This is a genomic window from Beijerinckia indica subsp. indica ATCC 9039 (assembly GCF_000019845.1).
Taxonomy (GTDB): domain Bacteria; phylum Pseudomonadota; class Alphaproteobacteria; order Rhizobiales; family Beijerinckiaceae; genus Beijerinckia; species Beijerinckia indica.
Map to the genome: position 1 here is coordinate 1413964 of NC_010581.1, position 21491 is coordinate 1435454.

Sequence of the window (21491 nt, forward strand, 5' to 3'; positions counted from 1 at the left end):
AAGCACAATGGGTCAGATGGCGTCCAGGCCAGTTTCACCTGTTCGGATCCGCACCACGTCTTCGATGGAGGAAATGAAAATCTTGCCGTCGCCGATGCGGCCAGTGCGCGCTGCCTTGCGGATGGCGTCCACGACACCTTCGACAAAGGAATCGGGCACAATGACCTCGACTTTCACTTTCGGCAAGAAATCGACGATATATTCCGCGCCGCGATAAAGCTCGGTATGGCCCTTCTGCCGTCCAAAGCCCTTGGCTTCGGTTACGGTGAGGCCGGAAACACCGGCCGCATGGAGCGCATCTTTAACTTCATCGAGCTTGAACGGCTTGATCACGGCCTCGATTTTCTTCATCAGCCCTGGATTGGCGGCGGGAGCGTCAAAGCTCTCGAAGTGGCAATTTTCTTTGCTTCCTAGCACTTCAATCCCGAAACCACCATGCAAAAGTCGAAAAAATCCGGCTGAAATGAAAAAAATTGGATAAAGATTCTCATGATCGTTCTTGGCGGTTTATGACGCGTCCCGCGTTCGGGCGATCCGAGGCAGCGGACAGCAGGCCACAATAAAAAAGTCCGGCGGTGGGACGCCGGACTTCCTGGGATGGGATCAGAAGCAGGCCGATGACCCTCCGGCCCGAAGATCCTGATCACGAGTTCCTAGGGAGCAAAATAACCATCGGGTAGGCTTCCCTCTGTCCTACCTCGATTTCAAGCCTCGACTCTCAAAAACCGGGGCGATTATAGGCCCCGGCCTCCTCGGGTTCGGAGGTGGGTTTTATGGCCTCAATCGACCTCCGCCAGGACTGGTGTCCCGACCTTTTTCTCTTCCTCGACGATCGCGGGCTGTTCGGCCGGGATCAACGAGACGGTGACGCCGGTGCCGAGCAATTGCAGGGAAATCTCCTTGCCGTTGCCGAATTTGACACCATCGCGATAAGCACCGTGTTCGAGGCGTGCGAAGATGACATCTTCCCGCGCGCCAACGCCAAGGCGACTTTGCAGATCGCCGGTGAGCCCTTCAAGGCTTAATCGCGTATCGTACTGGACGCAGACCGCTGTCGTGCAGTCGCCGGCCACGGCCAGGCCGATGCTGCCCGAGGGGAAGCGGGTCGTAACGTATTTTTCGGACTCTCGCGCAGGCCGGGAGGCATACATTTCAAGCGAATAATCACACATTACGGTCACTCCTGATGTCTCGAGACAAACTTCCCCCTTCCACACACGCCAATCGTCATGCTGACGAGCGAGTGAGATGGTATAATGGAGCCGGATTAAGGGTGGCCCCCCTGAGCGGGAGGGGGTTGTGTGGAAGCCTCTCAGGGCCAGCCGGTCTTGCCGCTAGAACGATGCGGGCATGAGCCGCCGCATCAGGGACACAGACCACATTCGACGGACGCCGAATGTTCCACATCAGATCAGCAACGCATGAGCCCACAAATGGTTGCAGAGGAGTTCATGCCGTTCTGTCTTAAAGTCTATGCTATCCCTCTGACCTTGGCCGTCAAGCCAAAATCATCGGGAAAAAGATTAACTTTTGCGCATGCGGTGTGGCGATGAACGTCGCGAAACCGCATAAGCTGAGCGCATACATGGCCTTTGCATTCAGCCGCGCCAGAGTGGCTACGAGTTCAGCCGGTCGCGATCGGCAGGTCGTTGCGTCCGCCCCATTCGGTCCAGGAGCCATCATAAAGTCTGATGCCGCGCTGGCCGATGTTTTCGAGCGCCAGCAACAGGATCGCCGCGGTGACGCCCGAGCCGCAGGTGGTAATGACGGGCTGTTGCGGGTCGAAGCCGATCGCGCTGAACGCTTTTTCAATGTCCTGCGGTGATTTCAGCCGGCCTTCGGCGACGACTTCACGCCAGGGGAGATTGAGACTGTTGGGAATGTGACCGGAGCGCAGGCCCGCCCGGGGCTCTGGCACTTCACCCCGGAAACGCGGCGCGGCGCGGGCGTCGATGATCTGGCTCGTCTTGCCGGCGGAGGCTGCATTGACCGTGGCCGCATTGACGACCCCAGCACTGTCGAATGTGGGGGTGAAGGTGCGGGGCTTTGGCTGGACTTCCCCGCTTTCCACCGGCCGTCCCTCAGCGATCCATTGCGGCAGGCCACCTTCGAGGATTTTCACGTCGCGGGCGCCAAAAAGACGCAAGGTCCACCAGACGCGCGGCGCGCCCAGCAGCCCCGATGCATCATAGACGACGAGCCGGATATTTTCGGCAAGGCCAAGCTTGCCGGCCGCTTCAGCGAATTGCTCCGGCGAGGGGAGCATATGCGGCAGATCGGTCGTATGATCGGCGATGGCGTCTATGTCGAAATAGACGGCACCGGGAATATGCCGCGCGATATATTCCGCTTTCGCGTCGCGTTTCTCGTCGGGCATGAAGAATGTCGCGTCGATGATCGCGAGATCCTGCAAGGAGTTCGATTTGCCGAGTTCGGCGGCGAGCCATTCGGTCGAAACGAAGAAAGCCGGATCACCCATGCGTCTGTCTCCTCGACTTTACTTTGATCCTAAACAAAATCCGGTTTGATTGTCGGCTGGCGTTCGAGCCAGGAGGGCACTGGCAGGTTCTTGCCGCGCAGGAAGGCCGGATTAAAAAGCTTCGACTGATAGCGGGCGCCGGAATCGGCGAGGATCGTCACGATCGTGTGGCCGGGACCAAGTTCCTTCGCGAGCCGGATCGCGCCGGCGACATTAATCGCCGAAGAGCCTCCAAGCAAAAGGCCTTCATTTTCGGCGAGATCGAACAGGATCGGCAAAGCTTCCTCGTCCGGAATCTGGAAAGGAATATCGACCGGCACATTTTCGAGATTGGCTGTGATGCGGCCCTGGCCGATGCCTTCGGTGATCGAGGAGCCCGAGGATTTCAGGACACCATGGGCGTAATATTCATAGAGGGCGGCGCCGAGCGGATCGGCCAGGCCGATCTTGACCTCCGGCTTTTTCGCCTTCAGCGCCAAGGCGATGCCGGCGAGCGTCCCACCCGTGCCGACGGCGCAGATGAATCCATCGATTTTGCCTTCCGTCTGGTCCCAGATTTCCGGCCCGGTGGTTTCGAAATGGCCCTGGCGATTGGCCACATTGTCGAATTGATTGGCCCAGATCGCGCCGGCGGGATGCTCCTTGGCGAGCCTTTCGGCGAGGCGGCCAGACAATTTCACATAATTGTTCGGATCGGCATAGCCGACAGCCGGGACCTCGATCAATTCTGCGCCTTGCAGCCGCAGAAGATCCTTCTTCTCCTGACTCTGCGTCTCGGGGATGACAATGACGGTCTTGAAACCGAGGGCATTGGCCACGAGCGCGAGGCCGATACCCGTATTACCGGCCGTACCCTCGACAATTAAGCCACCGGGCTTCAGGGCGCCGCGTGCGATTGCATCCTGGACAATGGAGAGAGCGGCGCGGTCCTTGACGGAACCGCCGGGATTCATGAATTCGGCCTTGCCGAGAATGGTGCAACCCGTCGCCTCGGATGCGGCGCGGAGCTTGATGAGAGGCGTATGACCAATGGCCTCGATCACATTAGCGGCTGAACTCATGACTGCAGTCCTTTGCTTTTTGTCCATATAAGACCTCGCTCCGGCCGCTGTCGAGGTTACGTTACGCCCAGGCTGCCGTTCCGATTGGGTCTTTCGCAAAATCCCACGCATTTTTTCTGGCCGGTGGAACCAAGATGCGCGTCGCCGGTTGATAAAATCGGCCGGCCTGCCAAGGCAATTCTCTAAGGCAAATTCAGGGGAATTTGTCGAGAAGAGAAACGGGAAGAGGCTGGCCGGCCGATCGCTAAAGGAGCATATGAATGGATAGGCCTTTGCAGATCGTTTTCCGTGACCTTGAGCACTCCGCCTCTCTTGAACATTTGATTCGAGAACGTGCCCAGCGCCTTGAGCACCTGTTTCGCCATATTATGGGCATGCGCGCCGTCGTCAGTCCCGCGCAAGGGTCCGAAACGGCGAAGAAAGCCTTGGCTTTGACGATTGAGGTGGAAGTACCCGGCCGTCCGTTGTTGATTGGGAAAGCGGAAGAGGCGAGGCACGATTCGAAAGGCGTTCCGATGGCGCTCGTGAAACATGCTTTCGAGGCCGTGCATCGCCAGCTCGACGCTATCGCCGATATTCGGCGCGGTCAGGTCAAACACCATGAGGGCATGGGCGAGACGGGTGTGATCAGCAAGCTGTTTCCGCAGCAGAATTACGGGTTTATCGAAGTCAGGGGAGCCGGCGATCTGTATTTCACCCGCAACGCCGTGCAACGCGGTGACTTTGATTCCATGGAGGTCGGCAATCAGGTCGTGATTACGCGTGCGACGACGGAAGGCCCGATGGGCCCGCAGGCGAGTTCCGTGCGGCGCGTCGAAAGTCTCTGATGAGATGTTTGCGTGAAAGGATGAATAGCCGAGGTGGGGATGATCATCCCCACCTTTATTTTTGAGCGTGACCACCTCACGCCCAAGGGGGCGGCAAGTTTTCACGCTGTTCCGTCACCGCTGGCAAGGCCCCGTGCCAGCCGAGCTTTCGTGTTTGCGCATAGCATACAATCCGTAGACCAGCCGCCACCATGCGCGCGCAAGAACTCTTCCATTGGAGCGATCTTGTGCACTTTTATGTGTGTGTCGAAAAAATCATGGTTCGACATCATAACGCCTATCAACGCGTATTCAGCGCGCTCCTTTTGGCGATGACGCTTCGCAAAGCCCAAGTTCATGAACGCGCGAAATGCACCCGCTGATTCGGTGACGGGAGCCATCTGAATCGGGAGCGATGACATTCTCCAGAGGCTGTCGAAAATATTTCTGGATGTGATGATCGCTGATACGCTTATGGCCATGCTCGCCGCCGCGTTTTTCGCGATTAAATATGAGTGAATCTGTCGCAGGCTCGCTCATAAAGAGCTTCGATGTGATAGGATTTTTAAACCGGGCTATGACCGAACCGTGAATTCTTCTGCGGCCTCCGCTATCGCGAACGGTGGATCAAGGGCGCAGTTTGATGAAAGACATCTTTCGTCAGCGTTGATTTGGTTTAGACTTGTGCCCCAATGGGGCAGGTGGAAGGTTTTCGGAAGCATGGCGGTCTATCGTGCGAGACCGAGAGATGGTGTGGCCTGGGTCACGGGGGCCAGTTCCGGCATCGGGCGGGCTGTGGCCATGGAACTGGCGCGGCGAGGCTACAGGGTCGCTGCCACGGCGCGGCGCAAGGGTGATCTCGAGGATCTTGCCGCCGCCATGCCGAATATCATCAGCTTTCCGGGCGATGTGACCGATCTCGCTGGCATGCGGGCGATGGTCAAACGCATTGAGCGTCAGCTTGGGCCTATCGCGCTCGCCTTTTTCAATGCTGGCGTCTATTTCATTCAGGAGCGCAAGGGGCTGGCGGCGGAAATCGCGTGGCGGACTTTCGAGGTCAATACGGGCGGCGTCCTGAATTGCCTCGATCCTTTGCTGCCGGAAATGCGTCGAAGACGCTTTGGGCAGATCGTTCTGAATGCCTCGCTTGCAGGTTATGGCGGCATTCCGGGTTCGCTCGCCTATGGCGCGAGCAAGGCGGCTTTGATTTCACTCGCCGAAACCTTGAAGCTGACGGAAGAGCGGGCCGGGATCAATGTCCAGGTCGTCAATCCGGGTTTCGTCGAAACGCCGATGACAGCTCCCAATGATTTCTTCGAGATGCCGTTCCTGATGGATGCCGATGGCGCCGCCAGAAGAATCTGCGATGGATTCGAAAGAGGCGGGTTCGAAATCACTTTCCCCAAGCGTCTTGCCTGGAGCTTCAAATTCGCCTGCCTGCTGCCTTATCCGCTGTTCTTTGCGATCATGCGGCGGGCGACGCGGCGCGTGCAATAAGTCACGCGTCGGGATCCTCGGGCGCAAGCTCCTTGAGGCTTTCGGCGATCACGCCTACTTCCGTCCAATCGAGAGGGAGTGGCGGCTGGCGTGCCTGCAGCAGCAAACCGTCCGGCGTCACAGTGCCAACGAAATCCTGATCGCTGGCGATGGGGCTCATATAGATTTCATCGACCTTGCTGGTGCCCGCCTTCACAGCCGTGAGAGCGCGCGACAGAGTGAGAGCCTCGCGCGGAGTGAAAACGAAGTTCAAGCCTTCCGAGAGGCTCAGGCGGATCATGGGGCCAAGGCCGCGGTGGGTGAAAGATTCTGCCGTGCTGCTCATGGGAGGCGGTCCTTCGGGATCGATTGTCCCGCTGGCGATACGCCTCTTTCAGCTCCTTGGCGAGGGCGAAACCGGAAGACCGCCGTTTCCGAGTCGGAAAGCGGCGGTCTCTCTTGCAAGATTATTCCGCTGCAGCAAGGTTAAGTCTTGCCGCGCGCGTCCAGCGGTTTTCCGGGACCGGCAGGCCGAGATGGCCGCGCAGGGTCGAATGGTCGTAGTCTTTCCGGAACAGGCCGCGTTGCTGCAGGAGCGGCACGACTTTTTCGCGGAACAGGGCGAAATCCTGCGGGCGCGCCACGCGCAGGATGAAGCCATCGGCGGCGTGGCCGGTAAACCAATGTTCGATCGAATCGGCGATCGTTTTGGGCGAGCCGACGAATTCCGTGCGCCATAAGCCGAAACGATGGGCCGCCGCGCGCAAGGTCAGTTTCTCCTCTCGGGCAATGCGTATGACACGTTCGGCATGGCCCTTATAGCTGTTGAGCGTGAGGCCGCTGACATCGGGGAAGGGCTCGTCCAAGGGATATTGCCGGAAATCATGATAATTGAAGAGCCGGCCCAATTGGACGAGGAGTTTTTCGAGGTCGAAGGCGCCCCGACGGGCCTCCTCGATTGCCTTGGCCTCTTCGTCCGTATCGGCGATGATCGGCGCAAGGCCCGGCAAGACCTTGATCAAATCGGGATCGCGCCCGAGCGCTGCCGCCCGCGCTTTCAGATCGGCATAATATTCTCGTGATTCCTCGAAAGATTCGGCACCCGCGAAGGTCGCTTCGGCGATGTGAGCGCCGAAATTGCGCCCCTCCTCACTGACTCCGGCCTGGAACAGGACCGGCTGTCCCTGAGCCGAGCGGCTGAGGGCCAGCGGGCCGGCGACCGAGAAAAACTCGCCCTTATGATTGAGCGCATGCTGTTTGGATTTGTCGAGGAAAACGCCGCTCACCTTGTCGCGGGGGAAGGCATCATCCTCATAACTGTCCCAAAGACCTTGGACCACATCGACGAATTCGCGCGCGCGGCGATAGCGCAGCGAATGTTCGAAATGGTCCTCGCGGCTGTAATTGCGCGCGGCGCCCTCGAGGCCGGTCGTGACCACGTTCCAACCCGCACGGCCCCGGCTGATGAGATCGAGCGAGCCGAATTGGCGCGCGACATTATAGGGCTCCCAATAAGAGGTGGTGAGGGTGCCGACGAGGCCGATTTTCGACGTCGAAACCGCCAGCGCCGAGAGCAGAGTGAGCGGTTCCAGCCGATTCAGGAAATGCGGTGCCGTGTCCGGCGTGATGAAGGGGCTGTCGACGATGAAGACGAAATCGAATTTCGAAGCCTCGGCCAGCCGGGCGTTTTCAATATACCAATTGATGTCGATGCTGGCGTCGCCGGGGAGAGCGGGATCGCGCCAGGTGGAATGGTCCGTCGCGACCCCTTCGAGAATGGCGCCGAGCTTGAGTTGCCGGCCTTGTTGCGCGCTCATGCCTGATCTCCTCTCGTGAAAAGCGTGGAACTATGCGGTCCAGAGAAGATCAGTCTATAATATCTATGTTATAACTCGTGTATGAGTAATTCTGAACCTGCCCTTGAGCGGACGGCATGAATGGGTCGAAGGTGAGCATTCGACGCAAAAGCAGCGATTTCCTTGCGAATTTTTTTGTTTTAAAGGGAGAACCATCGCGACGGTCCAATGAGGCCGCATATCCCTGGCCGGTGCCGGCGTTCTCGAAATTTTCGGACGTCCTTCCTATTTTGCAATGAATAGCGCCGCCAAACCTTGGATGACCGGGAGTATCGCCATGAATGCCAAAGTCGAAGTCGGTCAGCCGGCGGCCAATTCCTTTTTCGCCGCGAATCTCGCCGATGCCGATCCTGAAATCGCCAAGGCGATCGAACTCGAACTCGGCCGCCAGCGGCATGAAATCGAATTGATCGCGTCGGAAAATATCGTCTCCAAGGCCGTGCTCGAGGCGCAAGGCTCGATCATGACGAATAAATATGCCGAAGGCTATCCGGGCAAACGCTATTATGGCGGCTGTCAATTCGTTGATATTGCCGAAAATCTGGCGATCGAACGGGTCCGCAAATTGTTCGACTGCCAATTCGCCAATGTGCAGCCCAATTCCGGCAGTCAGGCGAATCAGGCGGTCTTTCTCGCCCTTTTGCAGCCGGGCGACGTTTTCATGGGCCTCGATCTCGCGGCCGGAGGCCATTTGACTCATGGCTCGCCGGTTAATTTGTCTGGTAAATGGTTCAAGGCGGTCTCCTATGGCGTGCGTCAGTCAGACCATTTGATCGATATGGACGCGGTCGAGGCTCTCGCCAAGGAACATAAGCCGAAACTGATCATCGCCGGCGGCTCTGCCTATCCCCGCCATTGGGATTTCGCCCGTTTTCGCGCGATCGCGGATTCGGTCGGCGCCTATTTCTTCGTCGATATGGCGCATTTCGCCGGTCTCGTCGCCGGTGGCGCGCATCCCTCTCCCTTTCCGCATGCGCATGTCGTCACCTCGACCACGCACAAAACCTTGCGCGGCCCGCGCGGTGGCCTTGTCCTCACCAATGACGCCGACATTGCGAAGAAGATCAATTCCGCCGTTTTCCCCGGTCTTCAGGGTGGCCCTTTGATGCATGTCATCGCCGCCAAGGCGGTTGCTTTTGGCGAGGCCCTGCGGCCCGATTTCCGTTTGTATGCGCAGCAGGTGGTGGTGAATGCGGGCACGCTCGCCTCGCGGCTGGTCGAAAAAGGATTCGCGATTTCGTCCGGTGGCACGGACAATCATTTGATGCTCGTCGATCTCCGGCCAAAGCAATTGACCGGCAAGGCGGCGGAAGCAGCCCTTGGGCGCGCCTCGATCACCTGCAACAAAAACGGCGTGCCTTTCGATACGGCGAGCCCTTTCGTGACCTCAGGGATCAGGCTCGGCTCGCCGGCGGCGACCTCTCGTGGTTTCGGCACCAAGGAATTCCAGGACGTGGCGGATCTCATCGCCGAAACCCTGGATGGGCTCGCCAAGAATGGCGAGGAAGGCAATGCTGCCGTTGAGGCCAGTGTCAAGGAGCGGGCTATTGCCCTGACCCAGCGCTTCCCCATCTATTGAGCGTAGCAACGCTTATTCTTATACCAACGGTCATGATCAATGACCGTTGGACCACTCTTGAATTTTCGCCATCGCTTTGAAAAAGCGAAAATTCAAGAAAGGAACCAAAGGTCGTTCTTCACGACCTTTGGTATTAGAGGAAGGATGTTTCACCCGCCCATGCTTTCGCGCGGCTCTGGCATGCAGCCGATCGTCTCTCCCGACAGTGAGACCGATACGCATTATATGGCCGAGGCCTTGGCGTTGAGCCAGCAAGGTCTCGGCCGTACAGCGCCCAATCCTTCGGTCGGGGCAATCATCGTCAAGGACGGAAAGATCGTCGGACGCGGTTGGACTCAGCCGGGAGGGCGGCCGCATGCCGAGACCGAGGCTTTGGCCGAGGCAGGGGATGCGGCGCGTGGCGCGACGCTCTATGTCACTTTGGAACCGTGCAGCCATTTTGGTGTCACGCCGCCTTGTGCCTCGGCGATCATCGCGGCGGGCGTCGCCCGCGTGGTCTGCGCGCTGGAAGATCCAGATCCCCGAGTGTCGGGGCGGGGCTATCGCATGTTGCGGGAAGCCGGCATTGCCGTGACTCATGGCGTGCTGGAAGCCGAAGCACGCCGCGCCAATCTCGGCCATATCCGGCGCGTGCAGGCTCAGCGCCCGATGGTGACCTTGAAACTCGCCATGACCGCTGACGGCTTCGTGGCCAGCACGGCGCCACGAGAAGGGCAGGCACCCCGGCTCAAAATCACCGGCGCGGCCGCCAATGAGCACGTCCATCGGATGCGTGCCCAGCATGATGCCATCATGATCGGCATCGGCACGGCGCTAGCCGATGATCCCATGCTGACGGTGCGGCTGTCAGGCCAGGAGGAGATGGGTAAAGCGGAGATGGGTAAAGTGGCGGCCAGGCCGCGGCGCATCGTGCTCGACAGCCATTTACGCCTGCCGCTCCAATCCCATCTCGTGCAGACTGCGGCCGATTATCCAACCCTTGTGCTGACGCGTGACGATGCCTCCGCCGAGGCCATGGCCCGGCTGCGCGAGGCCTCCGTCGTGGTCGAAACGCTTGAAAGCGCGCAAAGCACGCCATCGCTTGATCTTTCCGCTGCCTTGCAGCGTCTCGCCTCTCTCGGCCTGACACGGATTTTCTCTGAAGGGGGACCGCGTGTCGCGGAATCCTTGATTGGTCAGCATGCCGCCGATGAGGTGATCCTGCTCGAATCGCCGGCGATTCTGGGTGCTGGCGTGGAGGGCCTTTCTCCCCGGGCGCGCGCCATTCTGGGTAACCTTACCCTTTATCGTCCTGCCGAGACACGGATGATCGAAGAGGACCGCCTCACCCGCTATGAAAGGATTGATTGATCATGTTCACGGGGCTCATCAGCGATGTCGGTGAGGTTGGCGCGGTCGAGGAACGCGGACAATTGCGGCGCCTGCGGATTTTCTGCTCCTATCCGGCGGAAAGCGTGGTGCTCGGCGCTTCGATTGCCTGCAATGGACCGTGCCTGACGGTGGTCGCCTTCGATCAGGAAAAGAGCAGCAACCGTATCTGGTTCGAAGTCGATGTCGGCGCGGAAACCTTGGCGCGCACGACGGCCGAACATTGGACGCCCGGCACGAAACTCAATCTCGAACGCTCGCTGAAAGTCGGCGATGAGCTCGGCGGCCATATTGTGACGGGCCATGTGGATGCGGTGGCGGAGATCACGGCCATTGATGATTTCGACGGGATGCGGCGTTTTTCCATCCGCGTGCCCGAGTCGCTGGCGCGTTTCATCGCCGAAAAAGGCTCGGTCAGCCTTGATGGCACGTCACTGACTGTCAATAGTGTCGAGGGCAATGTATTTTCGGTGCTGTTGATCCCCCATACGCTGGCCGTGACCACCTGGGGTGGCAAACAAGTGGAAGATCGTGTCAATCTCGAAGTCGATCTCATGGCTCGCTATGCCGCCCGCCTGACCGAAACATCGTAAATTTTTTAAGAAAATGGCGTTAAAGCGGGAGGGATAAGAAGAGAGGCGGCGCGTGGAAACGGTTGTCAGTATCCTGATTTTTCTTGTGGCTGTTGTGGTCAGCGGCTCGCTCTCGCGCCTGTTACCCCTTCCAGTTCCGCTGCCCCTCGTGCAGATCGCGCTTGGCGCTTTGATCACGGATGTGACCAGCCTTGGTGTCACTCTCGATCCAGAAATTTTCTTTTTGCTGTTCCTGCCGCCGCTATTGTTCCTGGATGGCTGGCGCATTCCCAAGGAAGGCCTGTTCCGCGACAAGGGCACAATTCTCGAACTGGCCCTGGGGCTCGTCGTCTTCACGGTGGTCCTTGTCGGTTTCTTCGTCAATTGGATGATCCCGGCCATGCCGCTGGCCGTTGCTTTCGCGCTTGCCGCCATCGTCTCGCCGACAGATCCGATTGCCGTCTCGGCTCTCGCCTCCAGGGTGCCGATCCCCAATCGCATGATGCATATTCTCGAAGGCGAATCCCTGCTCAATGACGCCTCGGGCCTCGTTTGCATGCGTTTTGCCGTGGCGGCGGCGCTGACCGGCCAATTCTCGCTGACCCAGGCTTTTGGCACTTTTCTCTGGCTGGCGATTGGCGGTATCGCGATCGGGGTCGGCGTGACCTGGATCGTCACCAAGGTGAAATATTGGATAGCGCGTCTGGTTGGCGAGGATACCGGGGCACAAATCCTGATCAGCCTCTTGATCCCCTTTGGCGCCTATCTGCTCGCTGAACATTTCCATTGTTCCGGCATTCTGGCGGCCGTCGCCGCCGGCATCACCATGAGCTATGTCGAGCAGTCCGGGCACATTCTCGCCATTACCCGCGTCCGCCGCAGCACGGTTTGGGATACGGTGCAATTTACCGCCAATGGCATTATTTTCGTTTTGCTTGGCGAGCAATTGCCGGAAATCGTCAATGGCGCCACGCGGGTCGTGCGTGAGACGGGCCATCACGATCCGATCTGGCTGCTGGTCTATATTTTGGCGATCAATCTCGCCTTGGGGGTCTTGCGTTTCGCCTGGGTCTGGTTGTCCCTGCGTTTCACTTTGTTTCGGGCTTCCCGCCAGGGTTATCCCGTCAAGATCCAAACCATGCGTGTGGTGTCCTGCGTCTCGTTAGCCGGTGTACGCGGGACGATTACACTTGCTGGTGTTCTGACCCTGCCGTTATCGATGCCGGACTGGTCACCCTTTCCGGCGCGCGATCTTGCCATCTGCCTGGCCGCCGGCGTGATTGTCATTTCCCTGATCGTGGCGGGTGTGGGTCTGCCGCCACTGCTCAAGGGGCTGGAACTGCCGCCCGAAACGTCGCATCGAGAAGAAGAAGATCACGCCCGTATTGCCGCCGCGGAGGCCGCGATCAGGGCGATCGAGCGCGGGCAACATGATTTGAGCCAGGGCCGTACCGACGCGGATCTTTATACGAGCGCGGGCTCCCGCATCATGGCCTTGTATCGTCAGCGTATCGAGGGGCGTTCCAAGAAGGGTGCGGAAGCCGATCTCGTCAAAAAGACCGAGGAGGTCGAACGCCAGCTCCGCCTCGCGGGCCTGCGGGCTGAGCGAGACGAGCTCTATCGTATCGCGCGTGCACGCAAACTATCAGATGAAACCGTCCGCAGATTGGTGCGGGAAATCGACTTGCAGGAAACGCGTTTCAGCGCGTCATGACCGGCTTCGTTGCGGAATGGCCGCGCTTGTCAGGAGTAGACAGCCGCGACCTTGATCTGTCCCTCGTTGTTCAAGACCTGGAGCGACACATCATTGTCGTTCCGGCGGAGCATCAAGTCTACCGCTGATCGACCGAGGTGAAGATTGTGGAGGGTCACTTCATCGAGGAATGGTGGCAGGCGCGGATTGTTGAGCAGGATTTCGTTGCGATCGGGATCGAATTCCAATCCGAGGGACGATTGGAGGAGCAATAGCGGCGTGCCCGCGGCCCAGGCCTGTGGCGAGCAGGCGACCGGATAGAGTGTCGGCCCGCGTCCGCGCCCACGTTGAAAACCGCAATAGAGTTCGGGCAGGCGCCGCAGCTCCATGTAACACGCGGCATCGAACAGACTTTTGAACACACGATCGATCGCGCTCTTGTAGCCATAGCGCGCGAAGCCGGCCGCGATCAGGGAATTATCGTGCGGCCAGACCGAGCCATTGTGGTATGAGAGGGGATTATAGCGGTACTCTTCGCGCGCCACCGTGCGAATACCCCATCCGGAAAAGAATGATGGTCCTGTCAGATCGCGCATGACCCTTGCGGCATGTTCAGGCGCGGCGATTCCGCTGAACAGAACCTGCCCGGCATTGGAGGTCCGCACCCGGCACGGCCGCTTCTCCCGATCGAGCGCCAGAGCATAAGTGCCAATATCTTCACACCAAAACGCTGACTCGAAGCGTTGGGCGAGCTTTGTCGCCTGAGCGTCGAGCATTTCGCTCCAGGCATATTTGCCAAGCCGCCGCGCGCTCCGTGCGATCAGGCGCTTTGCGGCATAGACATAACCCTGGACCTCGCAGAGCGCGATCGGACCTTGCGCGAGGGAACCGTCGGCATGGAAAACTGCATCATGAGAGTCCTTCCAGCCCTGATTGGCCAGCCCCATTTCGTCGGCACGCTGATATTCGACAAAGCCGTCATGGTCCGGATCGCCCAATCCGTCGATCCAACCAAGCGCGGCTTCGATGTTGGGCCATAGTTCGCGCAGGGTCTCGATGTCGCCGGTTTGCTCGGTGTAGAGCCCGGCCAGCATCACGAAGAGAGGCGTTGCATCCACGCTGCCATAATACAGGCCGAACGGAATTTCACGCAGAGCCGCGAGTTCGCCGCCGCGCATCTCGTGCAGGATTTTGCCGGGCTCGGCATCGGCAAACGGATCGAAATCGACGGCCTGATAAGCGGCGAGGCGTCGGAGTACGCCTTTGGCAACCCTGGAATCGCACCACAGCATTTGCATCGCGGTGATGATCCCGTCGCGGCCGAATGTCGTCGAATACCAGGGAATGCCGGCGTAAGGGTAGGGACCCTGCACCGTATCGGTCATGAGCATGGAGAGGTCGGCCAGAGAGCGACGCATCACCTCGTTGAAAATATTGTTTGAACTGGTGATCGTGGCCACGCTGTGGCTTGTGATCTTTTGCTTGTAGAAGGCCGCGCGCAGGCTCTTATTGAACGGCGGAGGATTGCTGATTGCGAGTGTGTGGTCGCAATTGATTGTGACATAAAGCGACCGGGATTCACGAGGTTGAAGTTCAAATTCATAAGCGGCCCGGTGACTCGAGAGCTGTGCTGGCGCGGGATCGAACAAGAGTTCCATACTACGCTGAGTGCCATCAAGGCCGAGGTAAGTCAGCGTGACTTCGGAGTTGCTGCAAATCTCTGCGGTCGTGGTGCCACGATGCGCGCGATGTAACCCTCGCACCTCGAACAAATCCGCGAAGTCGCTGGCGAATTCAAAGGTAAGTTGGACCAGGAAGGGATGATCATCGTGGTTTTGCATGCGCAGACGCTGATAGGCGGCGCCCCGCCAAAGAAAAACCGTGCGCACGACATGCAGCATGTCCTTCGCCAAGACCAGTTTCTGGTCGACATAGATGTCTGGGTTCGTCAAATCGACGGTGAGCATGGAATTGTCATCGCGGACGTCCGAGCCGAGCAGCAGCGGTGGGCTCCCGTTGAGCAGCATTTCTAAGTGTGACAGATAGCGCGTATCGAAAAAGAAAATTCCGTCCGGGCCTCCCGGCGTCGCGCCAATGTCGCCATGGCTGTCGAGCACCGCGAAGGCGTCGCCGTATTTGAGCGTGCGGCGAGGCCGAGTGGGAGATTCAGTCCCCTTAATGTAAAACGGGGTCTCCTCAACATCCTCAGTCAGGATTGCGGTTTGTTCCTGCTTAAGCAAGGTGAAGCCTCGAAGTTTTCTCGCATTTTTCGTCGGAGGGGAGAGGCTGTCTATCCTGCCTCTCATGGACCGCAAATTTGGAAGACGCGAGCAGTGATCGATAGATGTTGACGTAATCCATGGCCATGCGCGTGGCGGAGAAGCGCTGCTCGAAACGCCGGCGCACCTTTTTCCGATCGAGCGCAAGGACGCGCGGCAACGCCGCGATCGCTTCTTCTATGGTCTCCACAATGATCCCGGTGACGCCGTCCTCGACAATCTCCGGGACCGAGCCGCAACGGAACGCCAGAACCGGCGTCCCACAAGCCATGGCCTCGATCATGGAGAGCCCGAAGGGCTCTGGCCAATCGACAGGAAACAGCAGCGCCTGTGCCGCACCGAGAAATTGGGTCTTCTGACGCTCGTTGATCTCGCCGATGAATTCGACCCCGGGGCCGTGGAGCAGCGGTTCGATCTGGGTCCGGAAGTAGGCCTCGTCGGCGCGATCGACCTTGGCGGCGATCTTGAGTGGAATCCCCCACGCACGCGCAATCATAATGGCGCGGTCCGGCCGCTTCTCGGGGGAGATCCTGCCGAGAAATGCGACATAGCTGCCGCCTCGTTTCGTGACCGGGCGATGGAGCTTCAGCGGAAGTCCATGGTAAACGGTTGCCGCGAAATTTGCGTCTGGCAGCTGGAGACGCTGATCGTTGGAAATCGAGACCAGCGGCATGGTGCTGAAACCCCGATAAAGCGGGATCAAATCGGGCAGATCCTGCCGCCCGTGCAATGTGGTGACCGTGCGGCTGGCGATGGGCTTGAACAGCGGGAAATGGAACTGGTCGATATGGAAATGCAGAATGTCGAAGTCATCGTAGCGCTGGCGTACGTGATCGAGCATCAGCATGTAATAGGGGACGGTATCACGGATATTGGTGTCAAGTCGGAGCGCCGTGGGCACGCAGGGGACCAGCTTGGCTGCCGTGCTTGAATCTCCGCTCGCGAACAGAGTCACATCATGCCCGAGCGCCACCAACTCCTCAGTCAAATAGGAGACCATCCGTTCGGTGCCGCCGTAAAACCGTGGAGGCACGCTCTCGATCAAGGGTGCTATCTGCGCGATCTTCATTTTTGTCATTCTGGCCCGACCTTATTATTTTTGGGCCGCCGCAGACGCGTGAACCACTCAACACCCTGAAGGTTCCGTAAGCTTGTTCTTAAGCTTGATAGTGATCTGTTACGCTTCTTGAGGGAGCAGGGCGCCCGCGTGTTTCCTCTCACGCGTGACCGTCTCCCCCTCTATCGGCGTACCCGTGATCAATGAATCGCTTGGACAACAGGCTTTGGTTTTGATGGGGCAGCTTGGCGCAGCGGTTCAAACTCTTCCGCTGTCAATGTTTCCTTCTGAATGAGCAGCGCCACTCCGGCTTCGAGATCATGCCGGCGCCTCTCGATAATCTCGCGGGCCTGTGTGCCGGCGGCTTCGACCAGGTCGCGAACGGCAAGATCGATCTCTCTGGCCGTCGCTTCCGATGCGCTCACGATCTGATCCTGAACGGGAGTCAGGAAGAGCTGTGGCCGAGGCGCATAAGTGCGTTGGCCCACCGCTGCGTCCATGCCATATTTCGTGACCATCTCGACGGCGATCTCGGTGGCGCGCTGCAGATCGTCGGCCGCGCCGGTCGAGACATCGCCATCAAAGATCAGTTGCTCGGCGGCACGGCCGCCCATGAGCACGGTTATGCGTTTTTCGAGATCGCTTTCGGCGAGCAGAAAACGATCCTCGGTTGGCCGCTGCATGGTGTAACCCAAGGCACCGACGCCACGCGGAATAATCGAAACTTTGTGTACCGGGTCGATCCCCGGCAGGCTGGCCGCCACCAGGGCGTGACCCATTTCATGAAACGCGACGCGTCGGCGCTCTTCCACGCTCAGCACTCTGCTCTTTTTCTCGATGCCGGCGACGATACGCTCGATGGCGGCATTGAAATCGTCAGAGGTTACGGCGTCGGCATTGCGCCGCGTTGCGGCGATCGCCGCTTCGTTGATGAGATTGGCAAGGTCCGCGCCGGTGAAGCCGGGGGTCAGCCCCGCCACTTTGTCGAGATCGACATCCTTGTCGAGGCGGATCTTGCGAATGTGAACTTGGAGAATGGCAAGGCGGCCCGTTCGGTCAGGCCGGTCCACCAGCACCTGCCGGTCGAAGCGGCCGGCGCGGAGCAAGGCGGGATCGAGGACCTCCGGCCGGTTGGTCGCGGCGAGCAGGATGACTCCGACGCTTGGATCAAAGCCATCGAGTTCGGCAAGAAGCTGATTGAGGGTTTGCTCCTTCTCATCATAGCCGCCAAAACCGCCCACGGTGCGGCTGCGACCGAGCGCGTCGAGTTCGTCGATGAAGATAATGCAGGGGGCAGCCTTACGGGCTTGCTCGAAAAGGTCACGCACGCGGGCCGCTCCAACGCCCACGAACATTTCGACGAATTCGGAGCCGGAAATCGAAAAAAACGGCACACCGGCTTCACCCGCGACGGCGCGGGCGAGCAAGGTCTTTCCGGTTCCCGGCGGCCCGACAAGGAGGATGCCCTTGGGCACCCGTGCGCCGAGCCTGCCATAGGATTGCTGGTCCTTCAGGAAGGAAACGACCTCCCTGAGCTCGAACTTTGCTTCTTCGATTCCGGCGACATCGGCGAAGGTGACTTTGGTATCCGTCTCAACATAGATCTTGGCGTGCGATTTACCGATTGACATGAGACCGCCAAACCCTTGGCGCTCGGCGAGACCGCGGATCATGAAGACCCAGATCAGATAGAAGGCGAGGGCCGGAACAATCCAGGACAGAAGCGTCAGTAGGAATCCGCCGGATGGCACCCCGGTTACAGAAACGCCATGGGCCGCAAGCTTATCGGCAAGCTCGGCATTGACGCGGGTGGTGACGAATTCCTTTTTGCCGCTCGGCAAGGGCTCCTTCAAGGTCCCTTGGATTGTATCCTGGCCGACCATAACCTCGGCGACTTTGTTCTCGATCACCAGCTGATCGAACCTGCTGAATGGGATTGTCTCGACCTGTGAATAGCTTGCAAAGACCCATTGCATAAGCAAGACGCCGCCGATGGCGGCGAAGATGTACCAGATTATGATGTCACGCTTACTGAGAGACGGTTCGTCGGCCATGGCTGTCCTGCTTGGTGGATGGCGAGCGCGGTCGAGATGCAAAACCAACCTGTAAGGAAATGGTTCAGTTCGCGGACAAGCCCAGCCCTGGCAACTGGCAGAGCACCAAAGAAAAAACCTTCCGCGCGTCATCGGGCATGCGGAAAATTTCGATCTTCATGCAACCGGTTGCTTTTTACAGCGTCGGCAAAGTCTCTGCTCGGATCTCGCGAACCGCCTGGGTGAGCGCATCGATGTCCGAGAATGTATTGTAGAGCGCGAGCGAAGGCCTGACGGTCGCCTCCAGGCCGAAGCGGCGCAGGATCGGCTGGGCACAATGATGTCCGGCGCGCACGGCTATGCCCTTGCGGTTCAACGCCTGTCCCACCTGCTCGACCTTGATGCCATCGAGCACGAAGGACACAACGCCGGCCTTTTCCTTCGCCGTGCCGATGATCCGCAAACCTTGGATCTCGGACAGGCGCAAGGTGGCATAGGTGAGCAAATCATGCTCGTGCCGCGCGACATTCTCCATGCCCAACCGTTCGAGATAATCGAAGGCCGCGCCAAGACCGACCGCATCGGCAATATTGCCCGTGCCGGCCTCGAAACGCGCCGGCGAAGGCTGATACTCGGTCTTCTCGAAAGTGACGTCCTTGATCATATTGCCGCCGCCTTGCCAGGCCGGGCTGTTTTCGAGCACCGATTGTTTGCCATAAACGACACCGATGCCGGTTGGGCCGAATACTTTGTGGCCGGATAGCACATACCAATCGCAATCAAGCGCCTGAACATCGACCGGCATATGCGAGACCGCCTGCGCCCCATCGACCAGCACATGCGCGCCATAACGCCTTGCCATGGCAACCATTTGCTGAGCCGGTGTCACAGTGCCGAGCGCGTTCGACACTTGCGTGAAGGAGACGAGCTTGGTGCGATCGCTAAGCAGTTTCTCATATTCTTCGAGAATGACCTGACCATCATTATCGACGGGAACCACTTTCAGCTTGGCGCCTTTCTCGGCGCAGAGCATCTGCCAGGGGACAATATTGGCGTGATGTTCGAGCCAGGTGATGATGATTTCATCGCCCGCGCGAATGTTTCCGCGCCCCCAGCTTTGTGCGACGAGATTGATACCCTCGGTCGAACCGCGCACGAAGATGATTTCGTCCACGGAGGCTGCCTTCAGGAAACGTCGGGTCTTTTCCCGCGCACCTTCATAGGCATCTGTCGCGCGCGCCGCGAGTTCATGCGCGGCGCGGTGGATGTTGGAATTCTCATGCCGGTAGAAGGCCGAAAGGCGGTCGATGACCGCATTCGGTTTCTGCGTGGTCGCCGCATTGTCGAGCCAGATCAGCGGATGGCCGTTGACCACTTGATGCAGGATCGGAAAATCTGCCCGAGCGGCCTTGGCGTCGAAACCGGAATGGTTCGGCGTGGGCACATGCGGATCTGTCTGCGGCTTCGCTGATTGGGGAAAACCCGAATTGCCGTCGAGAAAATAATAATTGGGCTCCACGCCCTTGGAACCAATGGCGGGAGGAATCCCGTCAAGGCTCGGCTGGGGCTGGCTCGAGGTGCCGAGGAGGTTTTTCAGTTCGGCATCGCTCGGGAATGTCTCCGCCAAGGGCGGAATAGGAGCCAGACCAAGCGTATCCACACCCAGCGTGCCATAGCCTGGGAGGGACGAAGGGACGGCGCCGAAACCGCCTAGGGGCGAGCCCCCGGGAGGAAGACCCGTGCCGCCAGGAGGCAACGAGGTGAAGGAAAGCGAGGATACCGGCTGTTCAGGGGCGGCGACCGGCGCGGAGGCCACGGCGAGGCCGAGATTGGGTGGGGATGGCGGCGGCGCGCCGTAACCGCCGAGCGCTACTCCTCCCGGGGGAACACCTGTGCCGCCGGGCGGCAAGGAAGAGACCGGCAAGGGAGGCGTCGGAACCGGAGAAGCGGGCGGGGAGACGGTGGGAATATCGAGGGGCGCATTGGGGGATACTGTTCCTTGATGAAACAGCTCCCCGGCGATCCGAGCCAGAAGGTTCGGATCGAGAGGCGCCACCTGATTGTTATCAGGGATAATTGTAGGCATGGTACTTATCAACCTCGACATCTTCGAGCACCGCCAGCGCGTCATCGGTCAGAACCGCGAGCGAGCAGTAAAGGGAAACCAAGTAAGAGGCGATTGCCTTATGGTTGATGCCCATGAAGCGGACGGAGAGGCCGATGCTTTGTTCACCCGGAAGATTGGGCTGGAACAGACCGATGACTCCCTGACGCGCCTGACCAGTGCGCAGGAGAAGGATCTTGGTCTTGCCGTTCTCGAACTTGATCTTGTCGCTCGGCACGAGCGGAATACCGCGCCAGGTGATAAACTGCGAGCCGAACAGGGACACTGTTGGCGGCGGCACGCCGCGGCGGGTGCATTCGCGCCCGAAAGCGGCGATGGCGGTCGGATGCGCGAGGAAGAAGGCGGGCTCCTTCCAGACCTTGGTCAAAAGCTCGTCAAGATCGTCGGGCGTCGGCGCCCCGGTCCGCGTCGAGATCTTTTGGGAGGACGCGACATTGCCCAACAGTCCATATTCAGGATTGTTGATGAGTTCGCTTTCCTGGCGCTCTTTGATGACCTCGATGGTCAGGCGGAGCTGCTCGGCGATCTGATTATGCGGGACGCTATAGAGGTCAGAAACACGCGTATGAATGTCAACGACGCTGTTGACGGCGCTGAGCATGTATTCGCGCGGCGCTTCTTCGTAATCGACGAAAGTCTGCGGCAGTTCGCGTTCATCTCGGCTCGAACAATCAACGCTGATCCGAGACGCATCCTTGACCCGGTTGAGACGGAAAATACCAGCTTCAACCGGTACCCATTGGAGACAATGCACCAGCCAACGCGGCGTGATGATCGACATCTGGGGGACGGTTTTCGTCGCATTGGCTAATTGCCGTGCGGCGACGTCCCCGAGCGCTGTCGGGATCGTTGTGTCGTCTGTCATTCTGAATGGATCTCATGTTGCGGGTGGGTATCGCCCACGAAGAGGCTCTGACCCGGAGACTTGGAAAGTGAAGAGGAGTAGAGAATCACTTTCGTAAAGACAGTTGCAATATAGGCGAATTACTTCTCCTGAAAAGAGAATAACATTCTCTTTTTTATTTACATTTACTATTTTAATACAAGGAATATAGACTTTAAGTGGAGTAGAATATTCTATGAATAATTTTTGACGACCTTATGAGA

Annotated in this window: 18 protein-coding genes; 6 read left to right on the forward strand and 12 right to left on the reverse strand. The window is 58.9% G+C overall.

The window, feature by feature from the left end:
• Window positions 1-12: 12 nt before the first annotated feature.
• The 4 genes from BIND_RS06180 to BIND_RS06195 all read right to left on the reverse strand — a co-directional run bounded on the left by BIND_RS06180 (window position 13) and on the right by BIND_RS06195 (window position 3540).
• The gene (locus tag BIND_RS06180; RefSeq protein ID WP_012384216.1) at window positions 13-351 is read right to left on the reverse strand and encodes a P-II family nitrogen regulator; all 339 of its coding nucleotides are present in this window, start codon (window positions 349-351) and stop codon (window positions 13-15) included.
• 428 nt (window positions 352-779) lie between these two features.
• A complete protein-coding gene (locus tag BIND_RS06185) occupies window positions 780-1172 on the reverse strand; it encodes a hypothetical protein (protein WP_012384217.1) in 393 nt (130 codons plus the stop codon).
• A gap of 452 nt (window positions 1173-1624) precedes the next feature.
• Entirely contained in the window at window positions 1625-2479 is an 855-nt protein-coding gene (gene sseA / locus BIND_RS06190) for a 3-mercaptopyruvate sulfurtransferase (protein WP_012384218.1), read from the reverse strand.
• 29 nt (window positions 2480-2508) lie between these two features.
• Window positions 2509-3540, reverse strand: a complete 1032-nt coding sequence (locus tag BIND_RS06195) for a cysteine synthase A (RefSeq protein ID WP_041777961.1) — start codon at window positions 3538-3540, stop codon at window positions 2509-2511.
• Window positions 3541-3800: 260 nt separating this feature from the next.
• Between BIND_RS06195 and BIND_RS06200 the strand changes: the two genes are divergently transcribed.
• Entirely contained in the window at window positions 3801-4367 is a 567-nt protein-coding gene (locus BIND_RS06200; RefSeq protein ID WP_012384220.1) for an HPF/RaiA family ribosome-associated protein, read from the forward strand.
• A 101-nt stretch (window positions 4368-4468) separates the two neighbouring features.
• Here the strand turns inward: BIND_RS06200 and BIND_RS06205 are convergent, their stop codons facing one another.
• The gene (locus tag BIND_RS06205; RefSeq protein ID WP_041777962.1) at window positions 4469-4828 is read right to left on the reverse strand and encodes a hypothetical protein; all 360 of its coding nucleotides are present in this window, start codon (window positions 4826-4828) and stop codon (window positions 4469-4471) included.
• A 271-nt stretch (window positions 4829-5099) separates the two neighbouring features.
• On the opposite strand from BIND_RS06205, the gene BIND_RS06210 reads away from it, so the two are divergent.
• Window positions 5100-5843 carry an SDR family NAD(P)-dependent oxidoreductase gene (locus tag BIND_RS06210; protein WP_244395972.1) on the forward strand — a complete coding sequence of 248 codons (744 nt, stop codon included), beginning with the start codon at window positions 5100-5102 and terminating at the stop codon, window positions 5841-5843.
• Between the two features lies 1 nt (window position 5844).
• Here BIND_RS06210 and BIND_RS06215 read toward each other — a convergent pair whose 3' ends face one another.
• Window positions 5845-6168: a hypothetical protein gene (locus BIND_RS06215; protein WP_012384222.1), complete on the reverse strand. Its 324-nt coding sequence runs from the start codon at window positions 6166-6168 to the stop codon at window positions 5845-5847.
• 121 nt (window positions 6169-6289) lie between these two features.
• Entirely contained in the window at window positions 6290-7639 is a 1350-nt protein-coding gene (locus BIND_RS06220; protein ID WP_012384223.1) for an LLM class flavin-dependent oxidoreductase, read from the reverse strand.
• Window positions 7640-7955: 316 nt separating this feature from the next.
• Here BIND_RS06220 and glyA point away from each other — a divergent pair, with 316 nt between their 5' ends.
• The 4 genes from glyA (at window position 7956) to BIND_RS06240 (ending at window position 12911) form a co-directional block, all read left to right on the forward strand.
• A complete protein-coding gene (gene glyA / locus BIND_RS06225) occupies window positions 7956-9257 on the forward strand; it encodes a serine hydroxymethyltransferase (protein WP_012384224.1) in 1302 nt (433 codons plus the stop codon).
• Window positions 9258-9401: 144 nt separating this feature from the next.
• A complete protein-coding gene (gene ribD / locus BIND_RS06230) occupies window positions 9402-10607 on the forward strand; it encodes a bifunctional diaminohydroxyphosphoribosylaminopyrimidine deaminase/5-amino-6-(5-phosphoribosylamino)uracil reductase RibD (protein WP_012384225.1) in 1206 nt (401 codons plus the stop codon).
• Between the two features lie 2 nt (window positions 10608-10609).
• Window positions 10610-11218 (forward strand): riboflavin synthase, encoded by a 609-nt coding sequence (locus BIND_RS06235; protein ID WP_012384226.1) that lies wholly within the window; start codon window positions 10610-10612, stop codon window positions 11216-11218.
• Between the two features lie 52 nt (window positions 11219-11270).
• Window positions 11271-12911: a Na+/H+ antiporter gene (locus tag BIND_RS06240; protein WP_012384227.1), complete on the forward strand. Its 1641-nt coding sequence runs from the start codon at window positions 11271-11273 to the stop codon at window positions 12909-12911.
• 29 nt (window positions 12912-12940) lie between these two features.
• Here the strand turns inward: BIND_RS06240 and BIND_RS06245 are convergent, their stop codons facing one another.
• From BIND_RS06245 to BIND_RS06265, 5 genes are all read right to left on the reverse strand, one after another.
• Window positions 12941-15130 (reverse strand): amylo-alpha-1,6-glucosidase, encoded by a 2190-nt coding sequence (locus BIND_RS06245; protein WP_012384228.1) that lies wholly within the window; start codon window positions 15128-15130, stop codon window positions 12941-12943.
• Window positions 15123-16238, reverse strand: coding sequence for a glycosyltransferase family 4 protein (locus tag BIND_RS06250; protein WP_041778528.1), 1116 nt, complete (start codon window positions 16236-16238; stop codon window positions 15123-15125). Before BIND_RS06250 ends, BIND_RS06245 begins: the two co-directional genes overlap by 8 nt.
• 188 nt (window positions 16239-16426) lie before the next feature.
• Window positions 16427-18280 carry an ATP-dependent zinc metalloprotease FtsH gene (gene ftsH, locus BIND_RS06255; protein WP_012384230.1) on the reverse strand — a complete coding sequence of 618 codons (1854 nt, stop codon included), beginning with the start codon at window positions 18278-18280 and terminating at the stop codon, window positions 16427-16429.
• A 175-nt stretch (window positions 18281-18455) separates the two neighbouring features.
• Complete coding sequence (locus tag BIND_RS06260; protein WP_012384231.1) at window positions 18456-20345, reverse strand: family 2A encapsulin nanocompartment cargo protein cysteine desulfurase; 1890 nt, start codon at window positions 20343-20345, stop codon at window positions 18456-18458.
• Window positions 20326-21249, reverse strand: a complete 924-nt coding sequence (locus BIND_RS06265; protein ID WP_012384232.1) for a family 2A encapsulin nanocompartment shell protein — start codon at window positions 21247-21249, stop codon at window positions 20326-20328. The genes BIND_RS06260 and BIND_RS06265 overlap by 20 nt, the downstream gene beginning before the upstream one ends.
• Window positions 21250-21491 lie beyond the last annotated feature (242 nt).

Bases quoted from the DNA above. Each gene is read 5' to 3' on its own strand.
- BIND_RS06180 (WP_012384216.1), bottom strand. From the start codon at position 351: ATGAAGAAAATCGAGGCCGTGATCAAGCCGTTCAAGCTCGATGAAGTT.
- sseA (WP_012384218.1), bottom strand. From the start codon at position 2,479: ATGGGTGATCCGGCTTTCTTCGTTTCGACCGAATGGCTCGCCGCCGAA.
- BIND_RS06185 (WP_012384217.1), bottom strand. From the start codon at position 1,172: ATGTGTGATTATTCGCTTGAAATGTATGCCTCCCGGCCTGCGCGAGAG.
- BIND_RS06265 (WP_012384232.1), bottom strand. From the start codon at position 21,249: ATGACAGACGACACAACGATCCCGACAGCGCTCGGGGACGTCGCCGCA.
- glyA (WP_012384224.1), top strand. From the start codon at position 7,956: ATGAATGCCAAAGTCGAAGTCGGTCAGCCGGCGGCCAATTCCTTTTTC.
- BIND_RS06220 (WP_012384223.1), bottom strand. From the start codon at position 7,639: ATGAGCGCGCAACAAGGCCGGCAACTCAAGCTCGGCGCCATTCTCGAA.
- BIND_RS06250 (WP_041778528.1), bottom strand. From the start codon at position 16,238: ATGAAGATCGCGCAGATAGCACCCTTGATCGAGAGCGTGCCTCCACGG.
- BIND_RS06215 (WP_012384222.1), bottom strand. From the start codon at position 6,168: ATGAGCAGCACGGCAGAATCTTTCACCCACCGCGGCCTTGGCCCCATG.
- BIND_RS06205 (WP_041777962.1), bottom strand. From the start codon at position 4,828: ATGGCCATAAGCGTATCAGCGATCATCACATCCAGAAATATTTTCGAC.
- ribD (WP_012384225.1), top strand. From the start codon at position 9,402: ATGTTTCACCCGCCCATGCTTTCGCGCGGCTCTGGCATGCAGCCGATC.
- BIND_RS06195 (WP_041777961.1), bottom strand. From the start codon at position 3,540: ATGAGTTCAGCCGCTAATGTGATCGAGGCCATTGGTCATACGCCTCTC.
- ftsH (WP_012384230.1), bottom strand. From the start codon at position 18,280: ATGGCCGACGAACCGTCTCTCAGTAAGCGTGACATCATAATCTGGTAC.
- BIND_RS06235 (WP_012384226.1), top strand. From the start codon at position 10,610: ATGTTCACGGGGCTCATCAGCGATGTCGGTGAGGTTGGCGCGGTCGAG.
- BIND_RS06200 (WP_012384220.1), top strand. From the start codon at position 3,801: ATGGATAGGCCTTTGCAGATCGTTTTCCGTGACCTTGAGCACTCCGCC.
- BIND_RS06260 (WP_012384231.1), bottom strand. From the start codon at position 20,345: ATGCCTACAATTATCCCTGATAACAATCAGGTGGCGCCTCTCGATCCG.